This window comes from Roseomonas sp. GC11 (genome assembly GCF_024437745.1).
GTDB lineage: Bacteria > Pseudomonadota > Alphaproteobacteria > Acetobacterales > Acetobacteraceae > Pseudoroseomonas.
Genome location: NZ_JANFNY010000077.1, coordinates 1 through 25,704, shown reverse-complemented (window position 1 = coordinate 25,704; position 25,704 = coordinate 1). Strand labels below are relative to the sequence as shown.

Annotated in this window: 23 protein-coding genes and 2 riboswitches; of the genes, 13 read left to right on the top strand and 10 right to left on the bottom strand. The window is 71.2% G+C overall.

Annotation, left to right across the window (positions count from 1 at the left end; genetic code table 11):
* The first annotated feature begins 815 nt into the window (after positions 1–815).
* The 3 genes from NON00_RS19715 to NON00_RS19705 are packed head-to-tail and all read left to right on the top strand — an operon-like array spanning position 816 to position 5,515.
* Entirely contained in the window at positions 816–2,732 is a 1,917-nt protein-coding gene (locus NON00_RS19715) for a nucleoside-diphosphate sugar epimerase/dehydratase (protein WP_256024417.1), read from the top strand.
* Positions 2,729–4,309, top strand: coding sequence for a nucleotide sugar dehydrogenase (locus NON00_RS19710; protein ID WP_256024416.1), 1,581 nt, complete (start codon positions 2,729–2,731; stop codon positions 4,307–4,309). The genes NON00_RS19715 and NON00_RS19710 overlap by 4 nt, the downstream gene beginning before the upstream one ends.
* Before the next feature lie 45 nt (positions 4,310–4,354).
* Entirely contained in the window at positions 4,355–5,515 is a 1,161-nt protein-coding gene (locus NON00_RS19705; RefSeq protein ID WP_256024415.1) for a DegT/DnrJ/EryC1/StrS aminotransferase family protein, read from the top strand.
* Positions 5,516–5,676: 161 nt separating this feature from the next.
* On the opposite strand, the gene NON00_RS19700 is transcribed toward NON00_RS19705, so the two are convergent.
* Complete coding sequence (locus tag NON00_RS19700; protein ID WP_256024414.1) at positions 5,677–6,561, bottom strand: aldose 1-epimerase family protein; 885 nt, start codon at positions 6,559–6,561, stop codon at positions 5,677–5,679.
* Between the two features lie 205 nt (positions 6,562–6,766).
* Here NON00_RS19700 and nudC point away from each other — a divergent pair, with 205 nt between their 5' ends.
* The 3 genes from nudC (at position 6,767) to NON00_RS19685 (ending at position 8,675) form a co-directional block, all read left to right on the top strand.
* Positions 6,767–7,693 (top strand): NAD(+) diphosphatase, encoded by a 927-nt coding sequence (gene nudC, locus NON00_RS19695; protein ID WP_256024413.1) that lies wholly within the window; start codon positions 6,767–6,769, stop codon positions 7,691–7,693.
* The gene (locus tag NON00_RS19690; protein WP_256024412.1) at positions 7,690–7,980 is read left to right on the top strand and encodes a phosphoribosylamine--glycine ligase; all 291 of its coding nucleotides are present in this window, start codon (positions 7,690–7,692) and stop codon (positions 7,978–7,980) included. The genes nudC and NON00_RS19690 overlap by 4 nt, the downstream gene beginning before the upstream one ends.
* Before the next feature lie 74 nt (positions 7,981–8,054).
* Positions 8,055–8,675: a pyridoxamine 5'-phosphate oxidase family protein gene (locus NON00_RS19685; RefSeq protein ID WP_256024411.1), complete on the top strand. Its 621-nt coding sequence runs from the start codon at positions 8,055–8,057 to the stop codon at positions 8,673–8,675.
* Between the two features lie 78 nt (positions 8,676–8,753).
* On the opposite strand, the gene NON00_RS19680 is transcribed toward NON00_RS19685, so the two are convergent.
* The 5 genes from NON00_RS19680 to NON00_RS19660 form a co-directional block, all read right to left on the bottom strand.
* A complete protein-coding gene (locus tag NON00_RS19680) occupies positions 8,754–9,716 on the bottom strand; it encodes an SMP-30/gluconolactonase/LRE family protein (protein ID WP_256024410.1) in 963 nt (320 codons plus the stop codon).
* 103 nt (positions 9,717–9,819) lie between these two features.
* On the bottom strand, positions 9,820–10,854 hold the full coding sequence (locus NON00_RS19675; RefSeq protein ID WP_256024409.1) for a low specificity L-threonine aldolase: 1,035 nt from the start codon (positions 10,852–10,854) through the stop codon (positions 9,820–9,822).
* 38 nt (positions 10,855–10,892) lie between these two features.
* A riboswitch (SAM-I-IV-variant riboswitch) is annotated at positions 10,893–11,012 on the bottom strand.
* A 100-nt stretch (positions 11,013–11,112) separates the two neighbouring features.
* Positions 11,113–11,607 carry a YdcF family protein gene (locus tag NON00_RS19670; protein ID WP_256024408.1) on the bottom strand — a complete coding sequence of 165 codons (495 nt, stop codon included), beginning with the start codon at positions 11,605–11,607 and terminating at the stop codon, positions 11,113–11,115.
* Positions 11,608–11,617: 10 nt separating this feature from the next.
* Positions 11,618–12,856, bottom strand: a complete 1,239-nt coding sequence (locus tag NON00_RS19665; RefSeq protein WP_256024407.1) for a class I SAM-dependent methyltransferase — start codon at positions 12,854–12,856, stop codon at positions 11,618–11,620.
* Positions 12,857–13,121: 265 nt separating this feature from the next.
* Positions 13,122–14,036: a bestrophin family protein gene (locus NON00_RS19660; RefSeq protein ID WP_256024406.1), complete on the bottom strand. Its 915-nt coding sequence runs from the start codon at positions 14,034–14,036 to the stop codon at positions 13,122–13,124.
* A gap of 71 nt (positions 14,037–14,107) precedes the next feature.
* Between NON00_RS19660 and NON00_RS19655 the strand changes: the two genes are divergently transcribed.
* The 3 genes from NON00_RS19655 (at position 14,108) to NON00_RS19645 (ending at position 16,304) form a co-directional block, all read left to right on the top strand.
* Entirely contained in the window at positions 14,108–14,782 is a 675-nt protein-coding gene (locus tag NON00_RS19655) for a type 1 glutamine amidotransferase (RefSeq protein WP_256024405.1), read from the top strand.
* Between the two features lie 182 nt (positions 14,783–14,964).
* On the top strand, positions 14,965–15,684 hold the full coding sequence (rph, locus tag NON00_RS19650; RefSeq protein WP_256024404.1) for a ribonuclease PH: 720 nt from the start codon (positions 14,965–14,967) through the stop codon (positions 15,682–15,684).
* On the top strand, positions 15,684–16,304 hold the full coding sequence (locus tag NON00_RS19645; protein WP_256024403.1) for a non-canonical purine NTP pyrophosphatase: 621 nt from the start codon (positions 15,684–15,686) through the stop codon (positions 16,302–16,304). The genes rph and NON00_RS19645 overlap by 1 nt, the downstream gene beginning before the upstream one ends.
* Positions 16,305–16,462: 158 nt before the next feature.
* Here the strand turns inward: NON00_RS19645 and NON00_RS24825 are convergent, their stop codons facing one another.
* Complete coding sequence (locus NON00_RS24825) at positions 16,463–18,124, bottom strand: tetratricopeptide repeat protein (protein ID WP_305123470.1); 1,662 nt, start codon at positions 18,122–18,124, stop codon at positions 16,463–16,465.
* 284 nt (positions 18,125–18,408) lie between these two features.
* Between NON00_RS24825 and NON00_RS19630 the strand changes: the two genes are divergently transcribed.
* Both NON00_RS19630 and NON00_RS19625 read left to right on the top strand, forming a co-directional pair.
* Positions 18,409–20,019 (top strand): ABC transporter substrate-binding protein, encoded by a 1,611-nt coding sequence (locus NON00_RS19630; protein WP_256024402.1) that lies wholly within the window; start codon positions 18,409–18,411, stop codon positions 20,017–20,019.
* A 263-nt stretch (positions 20,020–20,282) separates the two neighbouring features.
* Positions 20,283–21,608: an aspartate aminotransferase family protein gene (locus NON00_RS19625; protein ID WP_256024401.1), complete on the top strand. Its 1,326-nt coding sequence runs from the start codon at positions 20,283–20,285 to the stop codon at positions 21,606–21,608.
* Between the two features lie 137 nt (positions 21,609–21,745).
* Here NON00_RS19625 and NON00_RS19620 read toward each other — a convergent pair whose 3' ends face one another.
* Positions 21,746–22,402: a LysE family translocator gene (locus NON00_RS19620; protein ID WP_256024400.1), complete on the bottom strand. Its 657-nt coding sequence runs from the start codon at positions 22,400–22,402 to the stop codon at positions 21,746–21,748.
* A 23-nt stretch (positions 22,403–22,425) separates the two neighbouring features.
* A riboswitch (ZMP/ZTP riboswitch) is annotated at positions 22,426–22,510 on the bottom strand.
* A 129-nt stretch (positions 22,511–22,639) separates the two neighbouring features.
* Between NON00_RS19620 and NON00_RS19615 the strand changes: the two genes are divergently transcribed.
* On the top strand, positions 22,640–23,608 hold the full coding sequence (locus tag NON00_RS19615; RefSeq protein ID WP_256024399.1) for a GTP-binding protein: 969 nt from the start codon (positions 22,640–22,642) through the stop codon (positions 23,606–23,608).
* On the top strand, positions 23,605–24,681 hold the full coding sequence (locus NON00_RS19610; protein WP_256024398.1) for a WD40 repeat domain-containing protein: 1,077 nt from the start codon (positions 23,605–23,607) through the stop codon (positions 24,679–24,681). Before NON00_RS19615 ends, NON00_RS19610 begins: the two co-directional genes overlap by 4 nt.
* A 149-nt stretch (positions 24,682–24,830) precedes the next feature.
* Here NON00_RS19610 and NON00_RS19605 read toward each other — a convergent pair whose 3' ends face one another.
* Complete coding sequence (locus tag NON00_RS19605) at positions 24,831–25,253, bottom strand: hypothetical protein (RefSeq protein WP_256024397.1); 423 nt, start codon at positions 25,251–25,253, stop codon at positions 24,831–24,833.
* Positions 25,254–25,285: 32 nt separating this feature from the next.
* Positions 25,286–25,704, bottom strand: a 419-nt coding sequence (locus NON00_RS19600) for a polymer-forming cytoskeletal protein (protein WP_256024396.1), incomplete at its 5' end; no start/stop codon positions are given.

Sequence of the window (25,704 nt, the reverse complement as noted above, 5' to 3'; positions counted from 1 at the left end):
GCGCTCTACCGCCGGCTGGCGCCGCTGCCATGACGCCGGGCCAGCCCGCCAGCCCCGCCGGCGCCGGGGGCCGCGTCACGCCACCCGCCGCCGCGCCGGAGGCGGTGGCGGGTGGCCCGGTGCCGGCCCCAACCCCGGCCAACCGCAACACGCCGCCGGAAACATTGTCCAAGGGAGAACTGCCCACGGGAGAACTGCCCACGGGAGAACTGCCCACGGGAGAACTGCCTGGGGGGGAGCCGTCCGGCGCTGGGGCGGTACCGGGCCTTTCCCCGCTGGGCAGTTCCCCCCTGGGCATTTCTTCCGGCGGCATTTCTTCCAGCGGTCTTTCTTCCAGCGGCTCCTCTGCCGGCGGGCTGTCCTCCGGTGGCATGCCGCCCCTGCTGGACGCAGCGGACATGGCCGCCCTGGCCGCCGCCATGGCCCTGGCCGGGCGCCCCATCCTGCCGCCCGGCGGCTTCGCCGAGGCGCGCGCCGCATGGGGCGGGCCGGGGGAGGAGGACTCGCCGGTGGACCTCGCCGCGCTGGGGTTTTCCTCCGCGGGGTTTTCCATCGGGGGTTCCCCGGGAAGTTCCCTGGGGAGTTCCCTGGGGAGTCCGCTGGCGGATCTCGCCCGGGCTGCCGGGCCGCGCGTGGCCGCCGGCCTGGCCGGCGCGGGGCCCGACACCGCCACGCACCCGCCCCGCATGCCGCCACGCACGCCCGCACGGGGGCCGCATGGCGCAGCCGCGCCGGGGCTTCATGGCGCAGCCGCGCCGGGGCTGCGCGGCCTGCGCGCTTCACCCGCCTTCGGGGGGGGCCTATACGCGGCGGTCATGGCCCTCACCCGCATCCTGTTGAACACCAGCCTGGACTCGGCCCTCGCCGCCCTGGCCCTGCCGCTCGCTGTCTGGATGGCCGACCCGGCCGGATGGCCCCCGCCGGCGACATGGTGGCTGGGCGCCGTGCCCGGCGCCGTCGCCGCGCTGCTGGCCGCCGGGCTGCCGGTGCGCCTGCCGCAGCAATACTGGCGCTTCGCCGCGCTGCGCGACCTGGTGGGCGTGCTCGGGGCCGGCATCGGCGGCGCCGCGCTGTTCGATCTCGGGCTGCATCTGCTCTCGGAATGGCAGCCGGGCAACATGGCCTTCCCGCTGATCCATGCCGGCACCCTCTCCGCCGCGCTGCTCACCCCGCGCGTCATCGGGCGGCTGAAGCAGGCCCACCGCGTCGGCGCCAGCAGCGACGAGCCGGCCCAGCCCGTGCTGCTGGTCGGCACCGGCGACGCGGCGGACCTCTTCATCCGTGCCCTGCTGCAACAGCGCGCGCCGGGCTACCGGGTGGTGGGCATCCTGGCCCGCCGGCCGCGCGCGGCCGGGCGGCGCATCCATGGCTACCCCATCCTGGGCGGCTTCGAGGAAGCCTCCGAGGTGCTGGACCGCCTGCGCGCCGAGCGCCGCCTGCCCGCCGCCCTGGTGCTCGCCGACCCGGACCTCCAGGGGCCGGAGCTGGAGGAAATGCTCGACGTGGCGGACCGCCATGGCGTGATGGTCAAGCGCGCGCCGCGGCTGACGGCGCTCGACCCCGCGCCGCGCGCCGGGGAGCGCACCCGCCGCTTCGACCTGCGCCCCGTCGCCATCGAGGAGTTGCTGGACCGCCCGCAGGTGCCGCTGGACCGCGAGGGCATGGCGCGGCTGGTGCAGGGGCGGCGCGTGCTCGTCACCGGCGCGGGCGGCACCATCGGCGGCGAGCTGGCGCGGCAGGTGGCGGCCCTCGGCCCGGCGCAGCTGACGCTGCTCGACCACGGTGAATTCGCCCTCTACGGCATCGACCTGGAACTGGCCGAGAGCCACCCCGGAATCCCCCGCCGCGCCGTGCTGGCCGATGTGCGCGACGCGGCGCGCATCGCCCGGCTGATGGAGGAGGTGCAGCCCGAGCTGGTCTTCCACGCCGCCGCGCTGAAGCACGTGCCGATGGTGGAGCGCGACCCGCTGGAGGGGCTGCAGACCAATGCCCTCGGCACCCGCGTCATCGCCGATGCGGCGCGCGCCGTCGGCTGCCGCGCCATGGTGTTCATCAGTACCGACAAGGCGGTGAACCCGACCAGCGTCATGGGCGCCTCGAAGCGGCTGGCGGAGATGTATTGCCAGGCGCTGGATAAGCAGGCGCGGCAGGGGTTGGGCGGCATGCGCTGCGTCACCGTGCGCTTCGGCAATGTGCTGGGCTCCACCGGCTCGGTGGTGCCGCTGTTCCGCCGGCAGCTGGAGCGCGGCGGGCCGCTCACCGTCACCCACCCGGATATGCGCCGCTACTTCATGACGGTGCGCGAGGCGGTGGGGCTGGTGCTCCAGGCCAGCGTCATCGGCGCCGAGGACCGCCAGGACCAGCCGCCGGAACTGGCCGATGGCGGCATTTTCGTGCTCGACATGGGCAAGCCGGTGAAGATCGTGGACATGGCGCGGCGGATGGTGCGCCTCGCCGGGCTGCGGCCGGATGAGGATGTGGAGATCCGCTTCACCGGCCTGCGCCCAGGCGAGAAGCTGTTTGAGGAACTGTTCCACGGGCAGGAGCCGCCGCGGCCGACGCAGTTCGCCGGGCTGCTGGTGGCCACCCCGCGCACCACGGATGCGGGGCAGGTGGGGCAGGCCATCGACGAGATCGCCGCCGCGGCGCGCAACGGGCAGGTCAAGGCCGCCCTCGCCCAGCTCGGCCGGCTGGTGCCGGAATTCGACCATAACCCGGAGGGGAAGACGTGACGCATCACGCACCGGGGGGCGCGCCGCCCCTCCCGCGCAAGCGCGCGCGCTTGCGGCAGGCGGAGGGGCCAGGCGCCCCCCGCCCCCACCCCGCCGCCGAGGCCGACCGGCTGATGCGGGGGCAGCTCCTGGCCCGGCTGCACGGCCGGCAGGCGCGGATCGGGGTGGTCGGCCTCGGCTATGCCGGCCTGCCCCTGGCGCTGCGCTTCGCCGAACAGGGCTTCACCGTCACCGGCTTCGACATCGACCCCGCCAAGACCACCGCCATCAATGCCGGGCGCAGCCCGGTGCACGGCATCGCGCATGAGCGCGTCTCCGCCGCCGGCATCGCCGCCCATGCCGACATGGCCGCCGCCGCCCATTGCGACGCGCTGGTCATCTGCGTGCCCACCCCCGTCGGGCCGCACAAGGAGCCGGATCTCGGCCCGGTGCGCGACAGCGTGGCCGCCCTCACCCCCTATCTGCGGCGCGGCCACATCCTCTCCCTGGAGAGCACGACCTATCCCGGCACGACCGAGGAATTCCTGCTGCCGGCGCTGGCCGCGCAGGGGCTGGCGGCGGGGCGGGATGCCTTCGTCCTCTACAGCCCGGAGCGCGAGGACCCCGGCAACCCGGAGGGCACCGTCCACCGCGTGCCGAAGCTGCTGGCCGGCGCCACGGCGGAATGCCTGGAGGTGGGCATGGCGCTCTACGGCCCGGTGGCGGGGCGGCTGGTGCCCGTCACCTCGCTGCGCGCGGCGGAGCTGGCCAAGCTCTACGAGAATGTCTTCCGCGCCGTGAATATCGGCCTGGTGAACGAGCTGAAGCGCATCAGCCACGCGCTCGGCCTCGATGTGCAGGAGGTGATCGACGCCGCCGCCACCAAGCCCTTCGGCTTCATGCCCTTCCGCCCCGGGCCGGGTCTCGGCGGCCACTGCATCCCGGTGGACCCCTATTACCTCGCCTGGAAGGCGCGCGAGCTGGGCGTGCCAAGTGATTTCGTCGAGCTGGCCGGGCGGGTGAACGATGCCATGCCGGGCTATGTCGTCGGCCGGCTGCGCGATGCGCTGGATGCGCGCGGGCGCTCGCTGCGCGGGGCGCGCATCCTGCTGCTCGGCCTCGCCTACAAGAGCGGCGTGCCGGACACGCGGGAAAGCCCGGCCATCGAGATCTTCCGCCTGCTGGCCGAGCGCGGGGCGGAGCTGAGCTACCACGACCCGCTGGTGCCGCGCTTCCCGGCGACGCGGCGGCTGCACGGCGCCGCGCCGCCGCTGGAGAGCCGCGCGCTGACGCCGGAATTCATCGCCGGCCAGGATGCCGTGCTGCTGGTGACGCCACAGCCGGGAATGGATTTCGCCCTGCTGCGCGCCCATGCGCGGCTGATCGTCGATACCCGCGGTGTCTACCGCGACGCGGCGGTGGACACGGCGGCGCCGCTGCACCTGCCCACCGGCCAGCCGGGCGGCATGGCGGCGGGGGCGATGCCCTGCGGCGGGCTGGGCGCGGGCCTCTTCACGCCGGGCACATTGCCCGCTGAAACGCGCGGTGATTTTCCTCCGGGCGGTGGGATGGCCTATCACCCCGTCATCCAGGCCTGAGGCACCCCCTCCGGCCCCGCGACGCACGGAGCGACCGAGCCGACCATGACCGCCGACACCACCACACGCCCCATCGGCCTGTTCGACATGAAGGCGCAGCAGGCGCTGATCCGCCCGGAGATCGACCGCCGCATCGCCGCCATCCTCGACAGCGGCGCCTTCATCAACGGCCCCGATGTGCGCGAGCTGGAAGAAAAGCTGGCGGAATTCGCCGGCTGCGCCCATGCCGTCGGCGTCTCCTCCGGCACGGATGCGCTGCAGATCGCCATGATGGCGGAGGGGATCGGGCGCGGCGATGCCGTGTTCCTGCCCGCCTTCACCTACACCGCCACCGCCGAGGTGCCGCTGGTGCTGGGCGCCACGCCCGTCTTCGTCGATGTGGCGGAGGATGGCTTCAACATCGACCTGGCCGATCTGGAGCGGCGCATCGCGCTGGTGAAGGCGGAAGGCCGGCTGCGCCCGCGCGCCGTGGTGGGCGTGGACCTCTTCGGCCGCCCCGCCGACTGGCCGGCCCTGCAAGACATCTGCGCGCGGGAGGGGATGTTCGCCCTCGATGACGCGGCGCAGGCCTTCGGCGCGGCGCTGCATGGCCAGCGGCTGGGCAACTGGGCCGATGCCACGGCGCTCAGCTTCTACCCCACCAAGACCCTCGGCTGCTATGGCGATGGCGGCGCCATCCTGACCAACGACCCGGCGCGGGCCGAGCTGTATCGCAGCCTGCGCACCCATGGCGAGGGCAAGACGCGCTACGAGGTGGAGCGCACCGGCATGAATGGCCGGCTGGACACCCTCCAGGCCGCCATCCTGCTGTGCAAGCTGCCGCTGCTGGAGCAGGAGCTGAAGGACCGCACCCGCGTCGCGCGCCATTATGCCGCGCGGCTCTCCGGCCATGTCACCGTGCCGGGCGAGATGGCGGGGGCGGAAAGCGCCTGGGGCCTCTACTCCATCCTGCTGCCGGACGCGGAGACGCGGGCGCGGGTGCAGGCGGCGATGCAGGCGCGCGGCGTGCCCTCGGCCATCTACTACCCGAAGCCGCTGCACCGGCAGCCGGCCTATGCCCAGGCCCATGCCGAGGGGTTGCGCCAGTCGCCGCCGCTGGCGGTGTCCGAGTCGGTGAGCCAGCGCATCCTGTCGCTGCCGATGCACCCCTATCTGGACGCGGCGCAGCTCGACCGCGTGGCGGAGGCCGTTCTCGCCGGGCTTTGACGGCCCGCTGTCCTGAGAGGGGCTTCGCCCCTCTCAGACTCTCCCGACCAAAGGCCTGAGGCCTTTGGAAACCCGACAGAAGGCGGGTGCAGGGGACCCTGTCCCCTGCCCAAGGGAAGAAGGGGGGGGGAGTTTGAGGGGGCAAAGCCCCCTCAAACCTGTCAGCCCTGCGGCATCACGCTCCAGGTGAAATCCCGCTTTTCCCCTGGCTTCAGCAGGGTGATCCCCGGCTTCTCCAGGAATTCCCCATCCCAGCCCACCGGGCTGGAAAAGCCGCACCAGGGTTCGATGCAGAGGAAATCCGCCCCCTCCGGCTTCGACCACAGGCCGAGGTCGCGGTAGCCCTCCCAGGCCATGTCCAGCGCCACCCCGCCCTCGGCGACGTAGCGCAGGGCACGGCTGGCGACCCCGGGCAGGATGGCCGCGTCCCGCGCGAAGAGCGCCGGCGAGAGCGGCAGTTCCCGCCCCCGCAGCGGCAGGCTGTCCTCAAAGGCGACCAGCCCGCCCTCCAGCCGCAGCACCGGCCCCGGCTCGGGCTGGGCGAAGACCAGGCGGTGCGTCTCCTTCGCCGCGTCACCTGCCCCTGCCCCGGGCAGCGGCCAGGCGAAGGCCGGATGCGCCCCGAAGGCGAAAGGCAGCACCGCCCGCCCGGGGTTGGAGACGGTGGCCCGCGCCACCAGCCGCCCGCCGGCCAGGGCGAAATCGAGGTCCAGGGTGAAGGCGAAGGGGTAGAGGGCGCGGCTTTCCGCGTCGTCGGAGAGGCGCAGGCGGCAGCGGTCCGGCTCCTGGCTGACCCAGGTGAAGCGGCGGTCGCGGGCGAAGCCGTGCTGGGTCATGCGGTAATCCCGCCCCTGGTGGCGCAGCCTGTCCCCCGCCAGCCGCCCGACGATGGGAAAGAGCCAGGGCGTATGCCGCCGCCATTCCGGCCCGGCCTGCCAGAGCCATTCCCGCCCCTGCGCGTCGCGCAGGCTCACCACCTCTCCGCCGCGGGCCTGGATGGTGGCGGAGAGGCCATCGCGCTGGATGCGGTGGCGGTCGGTGGTCATCTGGCCCTTCTCCCTGTGCCGCGTGGAATCCTGGCATGGCCCCAGGATGTGGCCCCTTCCCCACCGCGCGCCAGCCCCCTCCGCCAGGGGGGCCAAAGCCCCCGCCCCGCCGCGCAAAAAAACGACTTTTCTTTTTCCACCGGAAGTTTCGCCCGGCATGCGCCGAGTTGCCGCCCGCGCGTCAGCGTGGCAGGGTCCGCCCCGCATGCTGTCCATCCCGGCTTCCCGACCCAACGCCTATACCGGCAGCCCCCTCGACCGCGCCTCCGGCCGGCGGGAGGATGCGGAATTCATCGCCGCCGCGCTGGCCGCGCCCGAGGCGCTCTTCGTTCCCGTCTGGCGCAGCCGCAGCCTGATGCGGGGCGTCGAGGAAGGCCGGCCCGAGGCCCTGCTGCTGACCCCCGGGGCGGCCGAGGCCGTCCGCATGGCGGGTGGGCCATGGGCCTTCCTCGGCCTGTGGGACGGGCGCCCGGTCTTCGCCGTGGACTGCTCCGCCACCGAGGACCCGCTGCCCCTGCTGCCCGAGGGCTTCGGCGGCTTCGCCGACCTGCGCGCGGTGGCCGGGCTGCTGCCCGCCGGCGAGGCCAGCATCCTCGCCCATGCCCGCGGCCTGATGCACTGGCGCACCCGCCACCGCTTCTGCGGCGTCTGCGGCGGCCCCTGCGAGCCGCGCAGCGCCGGCAACGCCATGGCCTGCGCCGCCTGCGGCGCCCAGCACTTCCCGCGCACCGACCCGGCGGTGATCATGCTCGTCACCGATGGCGCGCGCGCCCTGCTCGGCCATTCCACGCGCTTCCCCAACAGCACCATGTATTCGACCCTCGCCGGCTTCGTGGAGCCGGGCGAGAGCCTGGAGGAAGCCGTCCGCCGCGAGGTGATGGAGGAGGCCGGCATCGAGGTCGGCGCCGTGCATTACCACTCCTCGCAGCCCTGGCCCTTCCCCGCCTCCATCATGCTGGGCTTCCACGCCGAGGCGCTCTCCCACGACATCACCATCGACCCGGAGGAACTGCGCGACGCGCGCTGGTTCAGCCGCGACGAGATCCGCAACCATGAGCGCCACGGCTTCGGCCTGCCGCGCGCCGATTCCATCGCGCGCCGGCTGATCGAGGACTGGCTGGAGTCCGCATGATGCGATCCTCCCTCCTCCTCCTGGCCCTGCTGCCGCTGGCCGCCTGCGCCGGCCGCCCCGCCCCGGCCGAGGACGCGCCCCCCACCCCCGCCCATGCCGCCTGCCGCACCGAATCCCGCAACGACCCGGCGGTGCTCGCCCTGCGCCAGCAGGCCAATCCGGGCAGCTTCGCCAACCAGACCCGCATCGAATACGACACCCGCGTGGCCGAGCTGCGCGCCTATCGCGACTGCCTCCGCCGCAACGGGCTGGCCGCCCCCGGCGGGGTGGAAGCCCCCCGCCTCTGAACGACCCCGAAGGGGAGGCTCCGGCCTCCCCTTTTTCATTGCCGCCCCGCCGAGAGAACCAGGGAAACCCGGACATGGCCATCATCCGCGACATCGCCGCACTGGAAGCCATCTACGGCGCCCTGGACAAGGTGGGGGAGGCCTCCACCGCCAAGGTGGCGGACCATGTGACGCCCGAATATGCCCGCTTCATCCAGGCCTCGCCCTTCCTCGCCCTGGCGACGGTGGGGCCGGAAGGGCTGGACTGCTCGCCGCGCGGCGACCGCGGCCAGGCCGTGACCATCCGCGACCCGCACACCCTGCTGCTGCCCGACCGGCGCGGCAACAACCGCATCGACAGCCTGCGCAACATCGTGCGCGACCCGCGCGTGGCGCTGATGTTCCTGGTGCCGGGCAGCGGCAATGCCGTGCGCGTCAATGGCCGCGCCGTGCTGGAGGATGACCCCGCCCTGCTCGACAGCCTCGCCATCGAGGGCAAGGCGCCGCGCTGCGTCATCGTCGTCCAGGTCGGGGAAATCTATTTCCAGTGCGCCCGCGCCATCCTCCGCGCCGGGCTGTGGAAGCCGGAAAGCCTCGTCGACCCCGCCACCCTGCCCACGCCAGGGCAGATTCTCGCGCGCATGAGCCAGGGGCGGGTGGGGGGGGAAAGCTATGACCGGGAATGGCCGGAACGGGCGAAGGCCAGCATGTGGTGAGATGGCCCGGGCGTCCTGAGAGGGGCTTCGCCCCTCTCAAACTCTCCCGACCAAAGGCCTGAGGCCTTTGGAAACCCATCAGCCGCCGGCGACGCCCTGGGCGTTGACATAGACGGCGTAGAGCGAGCGCGAGGAGGCCATGAACAGGCGGTTGCGGTGCCGGCCGCCGAAGCAGAGATTGGCGCAGCGCTCCGGCAGGTCGATATGGCCCAGCGGCCTGCCCTCGGCATTGAAGACGCGCACGCCATCGCGCTCCGCATCGCCCATGCCCCAGCCGCACCAGAGATTGCCCTCGGTATCGACGCGGAAGCCATCCGGCGTATCGCCCGGCTCGCCCTGCACCACCACGCGCTGGTTGGAGACGCGGCCATCCTCCGCCACGTCGAAGCCGACGATGCGGCGCGGCTCCGCCCGGCTCTCCACCACGTAGAGGATTGTCTCGTCCGGGCTGAAGGCCAGGCCATTCGGGCCGGCCAGGGCATCCGTCACCCTGGTGATGGCGCCGCTCTGGCCATCGACGCGGTAGACCGCCTGAGGCAGTTCGGACTCGGCCTTCTCCCCCTCGACCCAGCCGGCGATGCCAAAGGGCGGGTCGGTGAACCAGATGGAGCCATCGGACTTCACCACCACGTCGTTCGGCGAGTTCAGCCGCTTGCCCTCGAAGCGGTCGGCCAGGACGGTGATGCTGCCATCATATTCGGTGCGGGTGACGCGGCGGGTCAGGTGCTCGCAGGTGACGAGGCGGCCCTGGCGGTCCCGCGTGTTGCCATTGGCGAAGTTGGAGGATTTGCGGAAGGTCGCCACCTGCGCCGTGGCTTCGTCCCAGCGTAGGATGCGGTCATTCGGGATGTCGGACCAGTAGAGCGCGCGCTGATCGCCGAACCACACCGGCCCTTCCGCCCAGGCGCAGCCGCCGGCCAGTTTCTGCACCGCGCTGTTCATCACGCGGAAGCGCAGGAAGCCGGGGGCGAAGGCGCGGAAGCGTGGTTCCGGGTAACGCTGGCTGGGTTCCCAGGGCGTTTCGTTGGCGATCTCGCTCATGGCGCGCTCCCTTCTTGTCAGACAATCAGACTACCCATGCTTTCCTGACAGGACCACCCCCTGATGGCGGGTGCAGGGGGACCCTGTCCCCCTGCCGGGGAGGTCAGGAGGGGCGGAGCCCCTCCTGCGCGATGTCGCTGAGGAGATGCTCGATTCGCTCCTCCCGCGAATCCCAGGCGAACATGAAGCGCGCCCCGCCGCCAATGAAGGTATAGAATCGCCACCCCTTGCCGCGCAGGGCTTCCAGCCTCTCCTCCGGCATCTTCAGGAAGACGGCATTGGCCTGCACCGGGAACATGATCTCCACCCCCGGCAGGCGCGCCGCCGCCGCCGCGAAGTCCCGCGCGCAGCGGTTGCCATGGGCGGCGTTGCGCAGCCAGGCGCCGCTTTCCAGCATCCCCACCCAGGGCGCGGCGAGGAAGCGCATCTTGGAAGCCAGCTGCCCCGCCTGCTTGCAGCGGTAGTCGAAATCCTCTGCCAGCGGCGTGGTGAAGAAGATCACCGCCTCCCCCACCGCCATGCCGTTCTTGGTGCCGCCGAAGCAGAGCACATCCACCCCGGCCTGCCAGGTCATCTCCCCCGGCGAGCAGCCCAGGCTGGCGCAGGCATTGGCGAAGCGCGCGCCATCCATGTGCAGCCGCAGCCCCAGCGCCCGGCACTCCGCCGCGATGGCGCGGATTTCCGCCAGCGTATAGACCTCGCCCGTCTCGGTCGGCTGGGTGATGGTGACGGCGCGCGGCTTGGGATAATGGATATCGCCCCGCGCCGTGGCGAGGCGGCGGATGGCCTCCGGCGTCAGCTTGCCGCCGCTGCCCGGCGCCACCAGCAGCTTCAGCCCGTTCGAGAAGAATTCCGGCGCGCCGCATTCATCCGTCTCGACATGCGCGGCCTCGGCGCAGATGACGCTGTGGTAGCTCTGGCAGAGCGAGGCCAGCGCCAGCGAATTCGCCGCCGTGCCGTTGAAGACGAAGAACACCTCGCAGGCCGTGCCGAACAGGGTGCGGAAGGCATCGGCGGCGCGCTGCGTCCAGGCATCATCGCCATAGGCCGGGGCATGGCCGCCATTGGCCTGCTCCATGGCGCGCAGCGCCTCGGGGCAGATGCCCGCATAATTGTCACTGGCGAATTGCTGGTCCATCCGGGGCACCCTTTTTCCTCAACACGCAGGCATCAAGGTGGGCGCCGTTGGATTGCCGGTGCGGCCACATCCCCCGTCTCCAGGGTGCCACCTTGCCACGGTCAGGGCAGGTTGGCGCCGGGGCGGGGTTGGCCCCCCCACGGCTCTTGATGCGGCACCGATTTTAAAAGGAAAACACAAAAAGACCAGGGGGCTCCGCCCCCTGACCCCCGCCGGGGGGACAGGGTCCCCCCAAACTTTCCTTGGGGGACCCCGCCATCAGGGGCGGGTCCACAGGGCGGCGATGGCGTCGTAGGGCAGGGCGAAGGCCTCGCGCAGGCGCCAGCGCCAGCGCTCCAGGAAACGGTGCGCGGCCTCCGGCGGCGGCGCGGCCCGCGCCGGCAGGCCATGCAGGCGCAGCAGCATGACACAGCGCGGCAGGTGGTAGCCGCTGGTGGCCGCGTAGATCGGGCCACCATGACCCCGCAGCAGGGCAGCGCAGGCGCGGGCGGAGGAAAGCGTGTCCGTCCCCGTGCGCTCCTGGCGGATATCGGCGGCGGGGACGCCCAGATCCTGGAGCAGGCGCGCCATCACCTCGGCCTCGGGCGGGCCGTGGCGGCCCTGCGCGCCGGTGGGGAGGTAGAGGGGCGGCGCCTCCAGCGTGGCGCCAAAGGCGGCGGCGGCCATCACCCGGCGGCGCAGCGTCAGGCTCGGCGAGCCATCCGCCCGCACCGCCGCGCCGAAGATGACGATCGCCGCGCGCGTCACACGCATCCCGACAGGTTCATGCGGGCGGGGCGGCCAGCAGCAGGCGGTTCAGCGGCTCCAGCGCCGCGCGCAGCGCCGCGAAGTCACGCGCGAAGGCCTCCCGCGCGATGCCATTCGCCGCCAGCGCATCGCCGATCTCGCCGATGCTGCGCGTGCCATCGATGCGCGCCAGGATGGCGGCGGCCAGGCGCGGCAGCGGCACCCCCAGCCCGATCCCGTCGAAGGTGACGCGCAGCACGCCATCCCGCGGCAGGCCCTTGGCCAGCGCCGGCCCGTCCAGCTCGCGCAGCACGGGGATGGCGGCCGGGTCGTCCCAGGCGGGGGCGGGAGCCTCCTCGCGCGTCACATAGGCGATGTGGATGCCCATATTGCCGCACATCGCCTCGGCCAGGGCGGCACGGCCCAGCGGGTCCAGCCCCGCCGTGCGGGCACGCAGCTTCGGGTCCGGCAGATAGCGGTCCGGGTCGTAGCGGAAGGGCTCGACGAAGCAGCGCAGCCGCAGCCCCGCCCCGGCGATCAGCGCGGCCAGCTGCGGCACACTGAAAGAAACATCGCGCGGGTTGAGCAGCAGGTCATAGAGCCCGGCATCCCCGCCCTCCAGATGGTCGGTGATCCAGGGGTTGCGGCGCAGCCAGGCGGTGTCCGGCAGGTGCTTCCACAGGCGGCGGGCGGCCTCGACGCGGGCGGCGGGGGCCTCGCTGTCCGGCGCCAGCAGGCGCAGCGCGTCCTGGAGCATATACACCCCGGTGCGGCCATGCGGGGCATAGACCATCAGCCCGATGCCGCCCCCTGGCGCCAGCGCCCCGGCCAGGGCGGCCAGCCCCGCCGCCGGGTCCGGCAGGTGGTGCAGCACGCCGCAGCAGTCGATGTAGTCGAAGGCGCCGAGCCCCAGTTCCGGCAGATCGAGCAGCGAGCCGGAGACGAAGCGGATATTGGCCAGGCCCCGCTGCTTCGCGCGCGCCTCCGCCACCGCCCGCGCGGCGGTGGAGCGGTCCAGCCACACCACCTCGCCGGGCCGCCCGGCCCAGGCCATCTGCTGGGCGAGCATCATCGTGCCATCGCCGCTGCCACCGCCGGCCATCAGGGCGCGGAAGGGCTGGCTGGCCGGGCGGCGGGCGCCGAAGATCCAGTGGTCCACCTCCCGCAAATGGCTCGGGCTGCCGACGATCAGGCGCTTCGCCTCATCGCGCGGGTCGCGCTCGGGGTAGGGATAGGCCTCGTACTGCGCGGCGAGGCGGGCATCAGTGGCGTCCATGCCCCACCGGATAGGCGAACACGCCCGGCAACACCATATCCCCCGCCATGCCCTCGATGAGCACCCTCTCCCGCATCCTCCTGATCGTGCTGGTGGTGAGCGCCCTGGTGCGCATCGCCCTCCTCGCCCTTTGATTTTTTTTCAGGCTGCCGCCGTCTCCTTCAACGGCGGGACGCGAAACGGTGATGGCCGCGCCCCGCGGAAGTGTGGCGGCCCGCCTCCCCACAGGACGGCGGCAGCCTGAAAGAAAAGCGGCCTGAAAAAATTAAAGGAGGAGAAATTTGTCGGGGTGGAGGGGGGCGGGCAGGTCGGTTTCGCCCAGGGCCTCGCGCAGGTCGATTTCCACCAGGCGCGCCAGGGCATCGAGGGGCAGGTCGTTGGCGGCGCGGCCGAAGGGTTCTTCCAGTTCGTCTGCCAGTTCGTCGAGGCCGAAGAAGGTATAGGCCAGGATCGCCACCACCACCGGCGTCGCCAGCCCCAGCGTGCCGACGAAGCCGAAGGGCAGCAGCAGGCAGAACAGCCATGCCGTGCGGTTCAGCAGCAGCCAGTAGGCGAAGGGCGCCGGGGTGTTGCGGATGCGCTCGCATCCTGTCTGCGCCTCGGTCAGGGCGGCGAGATGGCCATCCAGCCGGGCATAGAGCACCTCGCCGATCTGGCCCGCCGCGCGGCGGGCGGCGAGATCGGCGGCGCAGGCGCGCAGCACGGCCTGGAGCGGGTTGCGCAGCGCCGGCAGGGCCGCGGCCTCCTCCGGCGGCAGCCAGGGGCGCAGGGCGGCGGCCACATCCTCCCCGCGCAGCTGCGCCGCGAGGCCGCGGGCGAAGCCGGCCAGGCGGTAGAGCAGCCGCCGGCGCAGCGCGGCATCCTGCGGGAAGAGGGCGGTGGCCTCCCGCGCCATGTCCCGCGCGGCGATGACCAGCCGGCCCCAGAGGCCGCGCGCCTCCCACCACCGCGCGTAACAGGTGTTGGTGCGGAAGCCGAGGAAGATGGACAGCGCCAGCCCCATGAAGGTGAAGGGCACCGCCGTGACCTGCGGAAACAGCTGCGGGAAGCGCAGATCGGCCAGGGTGAGCAGCGTGGCGAGGCCGGTGATGACGGCCAGCCGCCCGGCGATGCGCGGCACGATGGAGCCACGCAGGACGAAGAGCAGGCCCAGCGGGCCAGGACGGGGGCGCAGGATCATGGTGCCCCCCACTTTCCTCCCCCCGCGCCCGGTGGGAAACAGGGCAATTCCCGATATCTGGACGTGGCGCGATGCAGGTTCTCGTTCTGGAAAACTCTCCCCTGGCCCCGGTGGGGCATTTCGGTGCCTGGCTGGAGGCCGCGCGCGGCGCCACGCTGCGCCTCCAGCCCGGGCCGGAAATGCCGGCGGACTGGGCAGAAGGCCCGCTGCCGGAGGCGGACCTCATCGTCTCGCTCGGCTCGCCCAAGGCGGCCTATGACGCGGATGCGTGGATCGCCACGCAGCGCCGCCTGCTCACGCGCTGGATCGCGGCGGAGCGGCCGGTGGTGGGCATCTGCTTCGGCGCGCAGATGATCGCCAGCGCCATCGGCGGCAGCGTCGCCCCCATCGGCACCTTCCACGAGGGCTGGATGGAAACGCAGGAAGCCCCCTCCGCCCTCTGGCGCGGCCCCTGGGTGCGCTGGCACGGCGACCATGTGGCGGTGCCGGAGGGGACGGAGGTGCTGGCCCGCTCCGAGGACACCATCCAGGCCTTCCGCCACCGCCGCGCGCTGGGGGTGCAGTTCCACCCCGAGGCCAATGCCGGCTGCGTCGGCGCCTGGCTGGGCTTCACCCCGGCCGAGCGCCTCGCCGCCAAGGGCCTCTCGCCCGAGGCCATCCTGGCGCAGACGCGGGAGCGCGATGGCAGCGACGCAACCCGGCGCGAGGCCCTCTTCACCGAAATGCTCACCCTCATCGGCCTTTAATTTTTCAGGCTGCCGCCGTCCCGTGGGAAGGCGGGCCGCCACACTGCGCCGGGGGGCCGCCATCGCCGTTTCGCGTCCCGCTGCTGAAGGAGACGGCGGCAGCCTGGAAGAAAAGGAAGAAAAATTGACAGGGAGGGGTGGGGGGGGCATCTGCGGGCGGAATTCTGGCGGAGAAGTGGGTTATGCGTCCTTCCGGTCGTGCGTCTGACGCGCTGCGCAGCGTGTCCCTGCAACCTGGCGTCGCGCGCCACGCGGAAGGCTCCTGCCTGATCCGCATGGGCATCACCGAGGTGCTGTGCACCGCCAGCGTCGAGGGGCGGGTGCCGCCCTTCCTGCGCGGCAAGGGCGAGGGCTGGGTGACGGCGGAATACGGCATGCTGCCGCGCGCCACCCACACCCGCGGCGACCGCGAGGCCGCGCGCGGCAAGCAGTCCGGCCGCACGCAGGAAATCCAGCGGCTGATCGGCCGCAGCCTGCGCGCCGTGGTGGACCGCAAGGCGATGGGCGAGATTTCCATCGTGCTGGACTGCGATGTCATCACCGCCGATGGCGGCACGCGCTGCGCCGCCATCACCGGCGCCTGGGTCGCGCTGCATCAGGCGCTGGAATACTGCGTGACGCAGAAGATGATCGCCGCCAACCCGCTGCGCGACCAGGTGGCCGCCATCTCCTGCGGGCTGTGGGAGGGCGAGCCGATCCTGGATCTCGAATATGTCGAGGACAGCGCCGCCCAGGCGGATGCCAATTTCGTGCTGACCGGGCGGGGCGGCATCGTCGAGATCCAGGGCACGGCCGAGGGCGAGCCCTTCTCCGACGCGCAGTTCCTCGGGCTGATGGCGCTGGCCCGCAAGGGCACGGCGGAACTCTTCGCCGCGCAGCGCCGCGCCATCGGGGCCGCCTGATGCCGGCCCTCCCGCACCGGCGCCTGACGGAGCGCCGCATCGTCATGGCCAGCCACAATGCCGGCAAGGTGCGGGAGAACGCCGCCCTGCTGGCGGAATACGGCATCGCGATCGTCAGCGCCAAGGAACTCGGCCTGCCGGAGCCGGCGGAGACGGAAACCAGCTTCCTCGGCAATGCCACGATCAAGGCCCTGGCGGCGGCGCGCGCCTCCGGGCTGGTGGCGCTGGCTGATGACAGCGGCTTCTCCGTGGCGTCGCTGAACGGCGACCCCGGCGTCTATACCGCCGACTGGGCGGAGCAGCCGGGCGGCGGGCGCGACTACGCCCAGGCCATGGCCAGGGTGGAAGCCCTGGCCCGCCCGCAGGCGGACCGCACGGCGTGGTTCACCTGCGCCCTCGTCCTCGCCTGGCCGGATGGGCATGTGGAGGGCTTCGAGGGCAAGGCCATGGGCGAATGGGTCTGGCCGCCGCGCGGGGAGAAGGGCTTCGGCTATGACCCGATGTTCGTCCCCGCCGGGCATGCCGAAACCTTCGCGGAGATGGACCCGGCGGTGAAGCACGCCATCAGCCACCGCGCGGCGGCGTTCCGGATGCTGGCGGAAGCCTGCCTGGAAAAATAAATTTTAAGAGAATAAATTTTACGTTCTTTTTTGAAAAAAAAGAAACCAAAAAACTTTTTCTAGTTTAGCGTCCCGCCTCGGGCCTGAGGCGGGGCGCTAACTGAAAGAGTCTTTTTGCTTCTTTTTCTTCAGAAAAAGAAGATTCTTCACAAAAAATATTAATTAACATCAGACTGATAAAAGCGCCGCAGATCGCGCTGCACTGCCTCCAGCACCGGCCCCCACTGGCGCGGCGCCGGCTGGCGATAGATGCGCATGGTAGGATACCAGGGGCTGTCCGCCCGGCCTTCCAGCCAGCGCCAGTCCGGCGCGAAGCGGTCCAGCATCCAGACCGGCTTGCCCAGCGCCCCGGCGAGATGCGCCACCGCCGTATCCACCGAGATGATGAGGTCGAGCGAGGCCATCAGCGCGGCGGTCTCGGCGAAATCCTGCACCTCGGGCATCAGGTCGGTCAGCGGGGCCTCGGCGGGGGCGGGGGTGCCGCCCTTTTGCAGGTTGATGAAATGCAGCCCGGGCATGTTCAGCAGGGGCACCAGCAGGGCGGGGTCGATCGAGCGCAGGCGGTCCCGCGCCAGCTTCGGGCTGCCGGCCCAGGCGATGCCGATGCGCGGCCCCTTCTTGCCCCGCGCCTCCAGCCGCTGGCGCCAGAGCAGCACCTCCGCCGCCTCGGCGCGCAGATAGGGCACGCGCTGGGGGATGGTGTGCGGCAGGGTGCCGAAGGCCAGGGGCAGGCTCAGCAGGGGGCAATGCAGGTCGAATTCCGGCAGGGGCTCGCCGCGGGCCAGCACGGCCTCGGTGCCCGGCAGGCCCTGCAACAGGCGGCGCAGGGAGGGCTGCACCTCCATCACCACGCGCAGGCCACGCTCCGCCGCCAGTTCGGCATAGCGGCAGAACTGGAGGGTATCGCCCAGCCCCTGCTCGGCATGCAACAGCAGGCGGCGGCCGGCGGCGTGCTCGCCGCGCCAGCGCGGCTGGGGGAAGTCGCGCGGCGTCTGGGCGCAGCGCCAGCGCCATTCATATTCGGTCCAGCCCTTGGGGAAGTCCCCCCGCCCCAGCAGCGCCATGCCAAGATGCAGATGCGCCACCGCATGGTCCGGCCGCAGCGCGATGGCCTGCCGGAAGCAGGCCATGGCCTCCGCCAGCCGCCCGCATTCGGTCTGGGCGGAGCCAAGATTGCTGAGGAAATCCGGGTGGTTGGGCTGGAGTTCGAGGGCCTTGCGCAGGCTCTCCACCGCCTCCTCCGGCTGGCCGATGACCTGGAGCGCGGTGCCAAGGTTGCTATGCGCCCCGGCCAGCCCGGGCGAGAGGGCCAGCGCCTGCCGGTAGCTGGCCACGGCCTCCTCCAGCTGCCCCTGGTGCTGCTGGGCGAGGCCGAGGAGGTTGTAGGTCACCCCATCGCGCGGTTGCAGGGCGAGGGCCTGGCGATGGTGGCGGATGGCCTCCTCCACCCGCCCCTGCTCGCGCAGCGCATCGCCCAGGGCATTGTGCGCGGTGGGCGAGGCCGGATGCAGGCGCAGCGCCTGGCGGAAGGCGGCCTCGGCCGCGTCCATCTGCCCCATCTGGCGCAGCGCATTGCCCAGATTGCCATGCGCCCCGGCATCCTGCGGCGACAGGGCGATCACACGCTGATAGCAGGCAACCGCCTCCTCCAGCCTGCCCTGCTGCCGCAGCGCCACCCCGAGGTTGTTCTGGATGCCAGGATGCGAGGGGTCCAGCCCCGCGGCCTGCCGGTAGGCCGCCACCGCCTCGTCCAGCCGGCCAGCCTGATGATGCCGGGTGGCCTGCTCCACCAGCGAGACAAGTCGGGGTGAGGCAGGCATGGCCTGCCTTCTACCCGGTCGTTTTGGTGGCAGCCCCGGCGTATTCATCGCAAAATCCTTTTCGCGATAAAGTAAATCGAAGCTTTTCTAGGGCTTGGAAGTGAATATTCTCTTCCTGGATGGGGCAGGAATCGGCATGCCCGGGCGAACCGCTTCACGCTTCCGGGAGCGGTCCCACCCCCTCGCCCACCCCCTTTCCTTTATTTTTATCGTGGAATTTTAATCGCACGCCATTGCATCGTGTGATGCGCCGCAGCATCCTCCTCCTCCTCCGGAGGTGGACCATGGCTTCACGCAGAGCGTTCCTCGTTTCCCTCGCGGCCCTGCCGCTCGCCACGGGCGCCAACGCCCTGGTCAGCGCCCCGGCCGGCGCCGCCGTGCCGCCGGGCCTGCTCGCCATCGCCCGGCAGATCGACGACATCACCAGCCTCGACCCGCACGAGGCCTTCGAGGCTTCCGGCGGCGAGATCGTCGGCAATCTCTATGACCGCCTCGTGGTGGTGGACCCGGCGGACCGCAGCCGCGTCACCGGCGACCTCGCCGAAAGCTGGACCGTCTCCGAGGATGGCCGCGAATTCCGCTTCACCCTGCGCGAGGGGCGCAGCTTCGCCTCCGGCGCGCCGGTCACGGCGGAGGATGTCGCCTTCTCCCTCCAGCGCGCGGTGCGGCTGGCCAAGGCGCCGGCCTTCATCATCGGCCAGTTCGGCCTGACCCCGGCCAATGTGGCGGAGGCCATCACCACCGAGGGGCCGCGCGGCGTCGTGCTGCGCCTGCCCAGCCGCTGGGCCACCAGCTTCGTGCTCTACTGCCTCGCCGCCAATGCCGCGAGCATCGTGGAAAAGGCCGCCGTGCTGGCCCGCGCCCAGGGCGAGGACCAGGGCAATGGCTGGCTGCGCGGCAACAGCGCCGGCTCCGGCCCCTATGTGCTGCGCGCCTGGCGCGCCTCGGAAAGCGTGGTGCTGGAGGCCAATCCGCGCCACCCGCGCCCGCCCGCCATCAGCCGCGTCATCCTCCGCCATGTGCCGGACCCGACGACGCAGTTCCTCCAGCTGCGCCAGGGGGATATCGACATCGCCCGCAACCTCGGCCCGGAGCAGATCGCCCAGGCCGAGGCCGACCCGGAACTGCGCGTGCTGCGGCAGGAACGCGCCTTCGTCATGTATATCGCCCTGAACCGCGCCCATCCCGCGCTGGCGAAGCCGCAGGTGGCGCAGGCGATCAAATGGGCGGTGGACTACGGCGCCATCGAGCGCAACCTGGTGCGCGGCATCTGGCGGGTGCACCAGGACGCGCTGCCGGCCGGCATCCCCGGCGCGCTCACCGACACGCCCTTCCGCCGCGACCTGCCGCGCGCCCGCGCCCTGCTGGCCGAGGCCGGGCTGGCCGATGGCTTCGAGATCACCCTCGACCACCCCGCCGCCCAGCCCTATGCCGATGTCGCCCAGGCGCTCCAGGCGGACCTCGCCGCCATCGGCATCCGCCTGAGGCTCCAGTCCGGCGAGCAGCGGCAGATCATCACCAAGACCCGCGCCCGCCAGCATGAGGCCGCGCTGCTCTACTGGGGCTCGGACTACTATGACCCCAATTCCAACGCCCAGGCCTTCGCCGCCAACCCGGATGACGGGGACAATGCCAGCCTGCGCACCGTCGCCTGGCGCAACCACTTCCACGACCCGGCGCTGAGCCAGGCCGTGCAGGACGCCGCGCGCGAGACCGACACCGCGAAGCGCCTCGCCGCCTATGCGGCCATCCAGCACAGGCTGCGCGAGACCTCGCCCTTCCCCATCCTGCTCCAGCAGCAGGAGGTGGCGGTGGTGCGGCGCGGGGTGGAGGGCTTCGCCCTCGGCGGGCCGGCCTATCGGACGCTCTATTCGGGGGTGAAGAAGGTTTCTTGAAGATCTTCTTTTTCTGAAGAAAAAGACTTTTTTCAGGCTGCCGCCGTCTCCCGGCACGGCGGGACGCCAAACTGAAAAAGGTTTTTTGGTTCTTTTTTTCCAAAAAAGAACATTCTCTGACTTTAGAAGCAGATTCTGCCGCCCGGCCGGGCGTGGGCGGTGGAATCCTTCATCTGTCATGGCGGAGGCGGGAAGGCCCTCGCCTTCCGGCCGCAACGGGCCTAGCCTTCGCGGCCGTTCGCCCCCGGCTGCGCAGGATGGCCATGAACCAGATTTCCGTCTCGCGTCCGAACGACCTCGATGCGTTCTGGATGCCCTATTCCGACAACCGCTATTTCAAGTCCAACCCGCGCCTGCTGGCCCGCGCCGAGGGCATGTCCTACTTCACCGCCGATGGGCGGGAAGTGATCGACGGCACCGCCGGGCTGTGGTGCTGCAATGCCGGCCATGGCCGGCGCGAGATCACCGAGGCCATCCAGAAGCAGGCGGCGGTGATGGATTTCGCGCCGACCTTCCAGCTCGGCCACCCCATCGCCTTCGAGGCCGCGGCGCGCGTCGCCGCCATGACGCCGGAGGGGATGGACCGCATCTTCTTCACCAATTCCGGCAGCGAGAGCGCGGACACGGCGCTGAAGATCGCCCTGGCCTACCAGAAGGCGCGCGGGCAGAGCCAGCGCGTCCGCCTGGTGGGGCGTGAGCGCGGCTATCACGGCGTCGGCTTCGGCGGCATGTCGGTGGGCGGCATCGGCGGCAACCGCAAGCAGTTCGGCGCCATGCTGCCCTATGTGGACCACCTGCCCCACACCCACCTGCCGGAGAAGAACGCCTTCTCCAAGGGCCTGCCGCAGCACGGCGCCGAGCTGGCGGATGCGCTGGAAAACCTCGTCGCCCTGCATGGCGACACCATCGCCGCCGTCATGGTCGAGCCGATGGCCGGCTCCACCGGCGTGCTGGTGCCGCCCGTGGGCTATCTCCAGCGCCTGCGCGACCTCTGCGACAAGCACGGCATCCTGCTGATCTTCGACGAGGTCATCACCGGCTTCGGCCGCCTCGGCACCAATTTCGGCGCCGAGCGCCTGGGCGTCGTCCCCGACATCATGACCATGGCCAAGGGGCTGACCAACGCCGCCGTGCCGATGGGCGGCGTCGCGGTGAAGAACTTCATCTACGACACGGTGGTGAACGGCGCGCCGGACGGGATCGAGCTGTTCCACGGCTACACCTATTCCGGCCACCCGCTGGCCGCCGCCGCCGCCATCGCCACGCTCGACCTGCACAAGAGCGAGGACCTGCCGGGCCGCGCCCGCGCCATGGAGCCCTATTTCGAGGCGGCGGCGCACTCGCTGCGCGACCTGCCGAACGTGATCGACATCCGCTCGATCGGCCTCGTCACCGGCATCGAGCTGTCGTCGCGCCCGGGCAAGCCGACCGCCCGCGCCGTCGAGGTCTTCCGCCAGTGCTTCGACGAGGGGGTGCTGATCCGCACCACCGGCGACATCATCGCCCTCTCGCCGCCGCTCATCGCCGAGAAGAGCCATATCGACCGCATCTTCGGCACCCTCTCGGACGCCATCAAGAAGGCCGCCTGAGACTTTCCGGCGCGCCAGGGCAAGGCCAGCCCTGGCGCCAACGGAGGGGTTTCCAAAGGCCTCAGGCCTTTGGTCGGGCGCGTTTGAGAGGGGCTTCGCCCCTCTCAAACGCGCCCGTCCTCCTAGGAGACGGCTTCTCAGCGGGAGAGCAGCAGGCGCAGGCCGAGCGCCGCCATCACCGCGCCGGCCAGCCGGTCCAGCCAGCCCTTGCCGCGCAGATAGGCGGCCCGCGGGGCGGCGGCGGAAAAGGCCAGGGCCACCAGCCCATACCACCCGGCCTCCACCAGCAGCACCAGCGGCGGCAGCACGACGGGCAGCCAGGCGGGCATCGCCTCCGGCAGCAGCGCGGCGAAGATGCCGGCATAGACCAGCGCCGTCTTCGGGTTGCTCAGCTGCGTCACCAGGGCCAGCAGGAAGGCGCGGCCCAGCCCGCCGCGCGCCGCCACACCAGCCGCCGCACCAGTCGCCGCACCGGCCACCACTGGCCCCTCCTGCGCCAGCGGGGCATCCGCGCCGCGCCAGATGCGCCAGCCGAGCCAGAGGAGATAAAGCCCGCCCGCCACGCGGACCAGGAGGGCGAGCGCCTCCACCCGCATCAGCAGGGCGACGAGGCCGAGCAGGGCGAGGGTGGCGAAGAGGGCGCCCCCCACCCCCATGCCCAGCGCCGCCGCCAGCCCGCGCGCGCGGGACTGCGTGACGGCGGTGCGGCTGACCAGGACGAAGCTCGGGCCGGGGCTGATCGCCCCCAGCAGGAGCGCCCCCAGGATGGCGATCAGGGCTGTGGTCGCGGACATGGCAATCTCTCCTGACGATCAGGGTGGATTGCCCAGGCGAGCGGCAAGCGGCATGGCCCCGCGCTCCCCGATGGTGCTCCATCTCTCTCGCCAGTCACGCGGGAGGGCAGGCTAGGACAGGCGTGCGCCCCGCGTCCAGCACAGGCTTGCGGTGCTCTGCGCAGGGACCCCGTGACCTTCGTGGGGAAGCGTATCATATAACACCCTGAACGCCGCCCCCCGGCAGGAGAGACCTCCATGAGCGACACCGCCACCATCCCCGTCACCGTGCTGACCGGCTATCTCGGCGCCGGCAAGACCACGCTGCTGAACCGCATCCTCACCGAGAACCACGGCAAGAAATTCGCCGTGGTGATCAACGAGTTCGGTGAGCTCGGCGTGGACAACGACCTCGTCATCGATGCGGACGAGGAAGTCTTCGAGATGAACAACGGCTGCATCTGCTGCACCGTGCGCGGCGACCTCGTCCGCATCCTGGGCGGGCTGATGCGGCGGCGCGACCGTTTCGACGGCATCATCGTAGAGACCACCGGCCTCGCCAACCCCGCCCCCGTCGCCCAGACCTTCTTCATGGACGAGGATGTGAAGCGCGCCACCCGGCTCGACGCCATCGTCACCGTGGTGGATGCCAAGAACCTGCTCGCCCGGCTGGAGGACAGTTCCGAGGCGGAGGAGCAGATCGCCTTCGCCGACCTCATCGTGCTCAACAAGATGGATCTGGTGAGCGAGGCGGAGGCCGCCGAGGTCGAGCGCCGCATCCGCGCCATCAACCCCTATGCCGAGCTACAGCGCGCCACCAAATCCGCCGTGCCGGTGGAGAGCGTGATCGGGCGCGAGGCCTTCAGCCTGGAGCGCATCCTGGAGCGCGAGCCGGACTTCCTGACGTCGGACGAGCATGAGCACAACGAGGACGTGATGAGCATGTCCTTCGAGGTGTCCAAGCCGATCGACCCGGAGAAGTTCAATACCTGGATCGGCAACCTGCTGCAGAGCAAGGGGCAGGACCTGCTGCGCACCAAGGGCATCCTGGCCTACCAGGGCGAGGAGCGGCGCTTCGCCTTCCAGGCGGTGCACATGATCGCCGATGGCGATTTCGTTGGCGCCTGGAAGGAGGGCGAGCCGCGCAAGTCGAAGATCGTCTTCATCGGCCGCAACCTGAACCGGCCGCAGCTGCGCCGTGGCTTCGAAGGCTGCGTGGCGGAATGAGCGAGACGATGAGCGGCACCGTCTCGGATGCCGATTTCCTGCTGCAGACGCGCGGCGCTTCGCGGGAGTTGGGCGCCTGGGTGGTGTCGGTGGCCTTCGCCGCCGATGCCGCCGGCCCGGCCTTCGCCCTGGGCGATGGCACGCTGCGCCTCGCCAGCACCGAGCCGGGGGGCGGGCCGGGGGCCGGGCCGGGCGCGGAATGGCGGAGCGTCGCCGCGCATGACGGTGCCTGCCTCTCGCTGGTGGCCGATATCGCGGGCGGTTTTCTCTCCGGTGGCGATGACGGCAAGCTGAACCACGTCACCGCCGGGGGCGAGCTCCGCACCCTCGCCGATTTCGGCATGATGAAGTGGGTGGAGCACCTGGCCACCCATCCCTCCGGCCTGCGCGCCGCGGCGGTGGGCAAGGTGGTGCATCTGCTCGACAAGGCGGGGGCGAAGCTCAAGGCGCTCTCCCACCCCTCGACGGTGGGGGGCGTGGCCTTCGACGCCAAGGGCAAGCGCATCGCCGCCGGGCATTACAACGGCGCCAGCCTGTGGTTCGTCAACAGCAAGGACGACAAGCCGCGGGTGCTGCCCTGGAAGGGCAGCCACCAGATGGTCGCCTTCAGCCCGGATGGCACCCATGTGGTGACGACGATGCAGGAAAATGCCCTGCATGGCTGGCGCCTGACGGATCAGCAGGACATGCGGATGTCCGGCTACCCCGGCAAGATCAAGAGTTTTTCCTTCAGCGGTGGCAAGGGGCGCTGGCTCGCCACGGCGGGGGCGGATTGCGTGGTGCTGTGGCCCTTCTTCGCCGGCGGGCCGATGGGCAAGCCGCCGATCGAACTGGCCGGGGGGGATGGCGTGCTCTGCACCCAGGTTGCCTGCCACCCGCAGCATGAGGTGGTGGCCGCCGGCTTCCAGGATGGCCTCGTGCTGATGGCCGAGATCGGCAGCGGCAAGATCGTGCCCATCGCCGCGCCGGGCCGGGGCGCCATTTCCGCCCTGGCCTGGAATGCCAGCGGCACGCAGCTCGCCTTCGGCACGGAGACGGGCTTCGCGGGTGTGGTAGATCTGTCGAAGCGTTAAATGAAGAATCTTCTTTTTCTAAAGAAAAAGAAGCAAAAAGACTTTTTTCAGTCTGGCGTCCCGCTTCAGGCCTGAGGCGGGGCGCTGACTGAAAAAGTTTTTTGGTTCTTTTTTTTAAAAAAGAACCTCTTCGCTTCAGAATTCTTTCCTCAGGGTGCCGGGCTTCGTGCCAGTTCCGCGAGGCAGGCCGCCTCGGTGCGGCGTTCCGTCCCGGCGGCGCGGGCGGCGGCGTAGCTGACGCGCAGCGGGCTGCCGGCCCGGTCCTCGCGGTCCATCACCACGTCGAGGTGGCAGAAGGGCCCCTGGTAGAGCCAGACCTGGGCATTGCCTTCCTGGCGGCGCAGGCGCGGCTCGCCCAGCCAGCGGCGCACCGCCTCGGGCGGCTGGCCGAGCAGCTGGCTGGCGCTCTGCGGCGCGCCGGAGAGGCGGGGCAGGACGGGGGCGCTGGTCGGCTGCATCCCGGCGAGGCTGGCGCGGTAGCTGTCCAGCACGTCCTGCAGCACCGCCTGCTTGTCGAGCTCCGGCTGCGGCGCGGCGCAGGCGCCGAGCAGCAGCAGGAGAAGGGCAGGCACGGCACCGCGCATGGGCGTGGCCGCGTCCTGGCTCAGAGCTCGCCGGCGGGGGCCAGCGCCTGCTGCGGGTTGTAGGAGGTGGCGGGGGCAGGGTTGTCGCTCAGCATCTCCATCTTGCCGGAGAGCTGGCCGCCTTCCTCCACCTGCAGGCGGCGGCAGCGGGCGACGCCCAGCACCTTGCCGGTGCCGCGGATGATCAGCGTGTTGCGCGCCGTCAGCGTGCCGTCGAAGGTGCCGGCGATCTCGGCGTCATCCACCTCGACCTCGCCCTTGAAGACGCCGCTGTGGCTGATCTGGAGTTCGGCGGCGTGGAGCATCTGGCTCTCCACCGTGCCCTCGACCACCAGGCGCTCGGCATCGGTCACCGTGCCCTGGAGGCTGATGCCCTTGCCCACCACCATGGTGCGGCGCTCCGCCGGCTGCGGCGCGGGCGCGGGGCGCGGGCCGGCCG

What these genes read in the sequence shown, in the direction of transcription:
- NON00_RS19715 (WP_256024417.1), top strand. Translation starts at nt 816, where the DNA reads ATGGCCCTCACCCGCATCCTGTTGAACACCAGCCTGGACTCGGCCCTC.
- NON00_RS19705 (WP_256024415.1), top strand. Translation starts at nt 4,355, where the DNA reads ATGACCGCCGACACCACCACACGCCCCATCGGCCTGTTCGACATGAAG.
- NON00_RS19700 (WP_256024414.1), bottom strand. Translation starts at nt 6,561, where the DNA reads ATGACCACCGACCGCCACCGCATCCAGCGCGATGGCCTCTCCGCCACC.
- nudC (WP_256024413.1), top strand. Translation starts at nt 6,767, where the DNA reads ATGCTGTCCATCCCGGCTTCCCGACCCAACGCCTATACCGGCAGCCCC.
- NON00_RS19690 (WP_256024412.1), top strand. Translation starts at nt 7,690, where the DNA reads ATGATGCGATCCTCCCTCCTCCTCCTGGCCCTGCTGCCGCTGGCCGCC.
- NON00_RS19685 (WP_256024411.1), top strand. Translation starts at nt 8,055, where the DNA reads ATGGCCATCATCCGCGACATCGCCGCACTGGAAGCCATCTACGGCGCC.
- NON00_RS19680 (WP_256024410.1), bottom strand. Translation starts at nt 9,716, where the DNA reads ATGAGCGAGATCGCCAACGAAACGCCCTGGGAACCCAGCCAGCGTTAC.
- NON00_RS19675 (WP_256024409.1), bottom strand. Translation starts at nt 10,854, where the DNA reads ATGGACCAGCAATTCGCCAGTGACAATTATGCGGGCATCTGCCCCGAG.
- NON00_RS19670 (WP_256024408.1), bottom strand. Translation starts at nt 11,607, where the DNA reads ATGCGTGTGACGCGCGCGGCGATCGTCATCTTCGGCGCGGCGGTGCGG.
- NON00_RS19665 (WP_256024407.1), bottom strand. Translation starts at nt 12,856, where the DNA reads ATGGACGCCACTGATGCCCGCCTCGCCGCGCAGTACGAGGCCTATCCC.
- NON00_RS19660 (WP_256024406.1), bottom strand. Translation starts at nt 14,036, where the DNA reads ATGATCCTGCGCCCCCGTCCTGGCCCGCTGGGCCTGCTCTTCGTCCTG.
- NON00_RS19655 (WP_256024405.1), top strand. Translation starts at nt 14,108, where the DNA reads ATGCAGGTTCTCGTTCTGGAAAACTCTCCCCTGGCCCCGGTGGGGCAT.
- rph (WP_256024404.1), top strand. Translation starts at nt 14,965, where the DNA reads ATGCGTCCTTCCGGTCGTGCGTCTGACGCGCTGCGCAGCGTGTCCCTG.
- NON00_RS19645 (WP_256024403.1), top strand. Translation starts at nt 15,684, where the DNA reads ATGCCGGCCCTCCCGCACCGGCGCCTGACGGAGCGCCGCATCGTCATG.
- NON00_RS24825 (WP_305123470.1), bottom strand. Translation starts at nt 18,124, where the DNA reads ATGCCTGCCTCACCCCGACTTGTCTCGCTGGTGGAGCAGGCCACCCGG.
- NON00_RS19630 (WP_256024402.1), top strand. Translation starts at nt 18,409, where the DNA reads ATGGCTTCACGCAGAGCGTTCCTCGTTTCCCTCGCGGCCCTGCCGCTC.
- NON00_RS19625 (WP_256024401.1), top strand. Translation starts at nt 20,283, where the DNA reads ATGAACCAGATTTCCGTCTCGCGTCCGAACGACCTCGATGCGTTCTGG.
- NON00_RS19620 (WP_256024400.1), bottom strand. Translation starts at nt 22,402, where the DNA reads ATGTCCGCGACCACAGCCCTGATCGCCATCCTGGGGGCGCTCCTGCTG.
- NON00_RS19615 (WP_256024399.1), top strand. Translation starts at nt 22,640, where the DNA reads ATGAGCGACACCGCCACCATCCCCGTCACCGTGCTGACCGGCTATCTC.
- NON00_RS19610 (WP_256024398.1), top strand. Translation starts at nt 23,605, where the DNA reads ATGAGCGAGACGATGAGCGGCACCGTCTCGGATGCCGATTTCCTGCTG.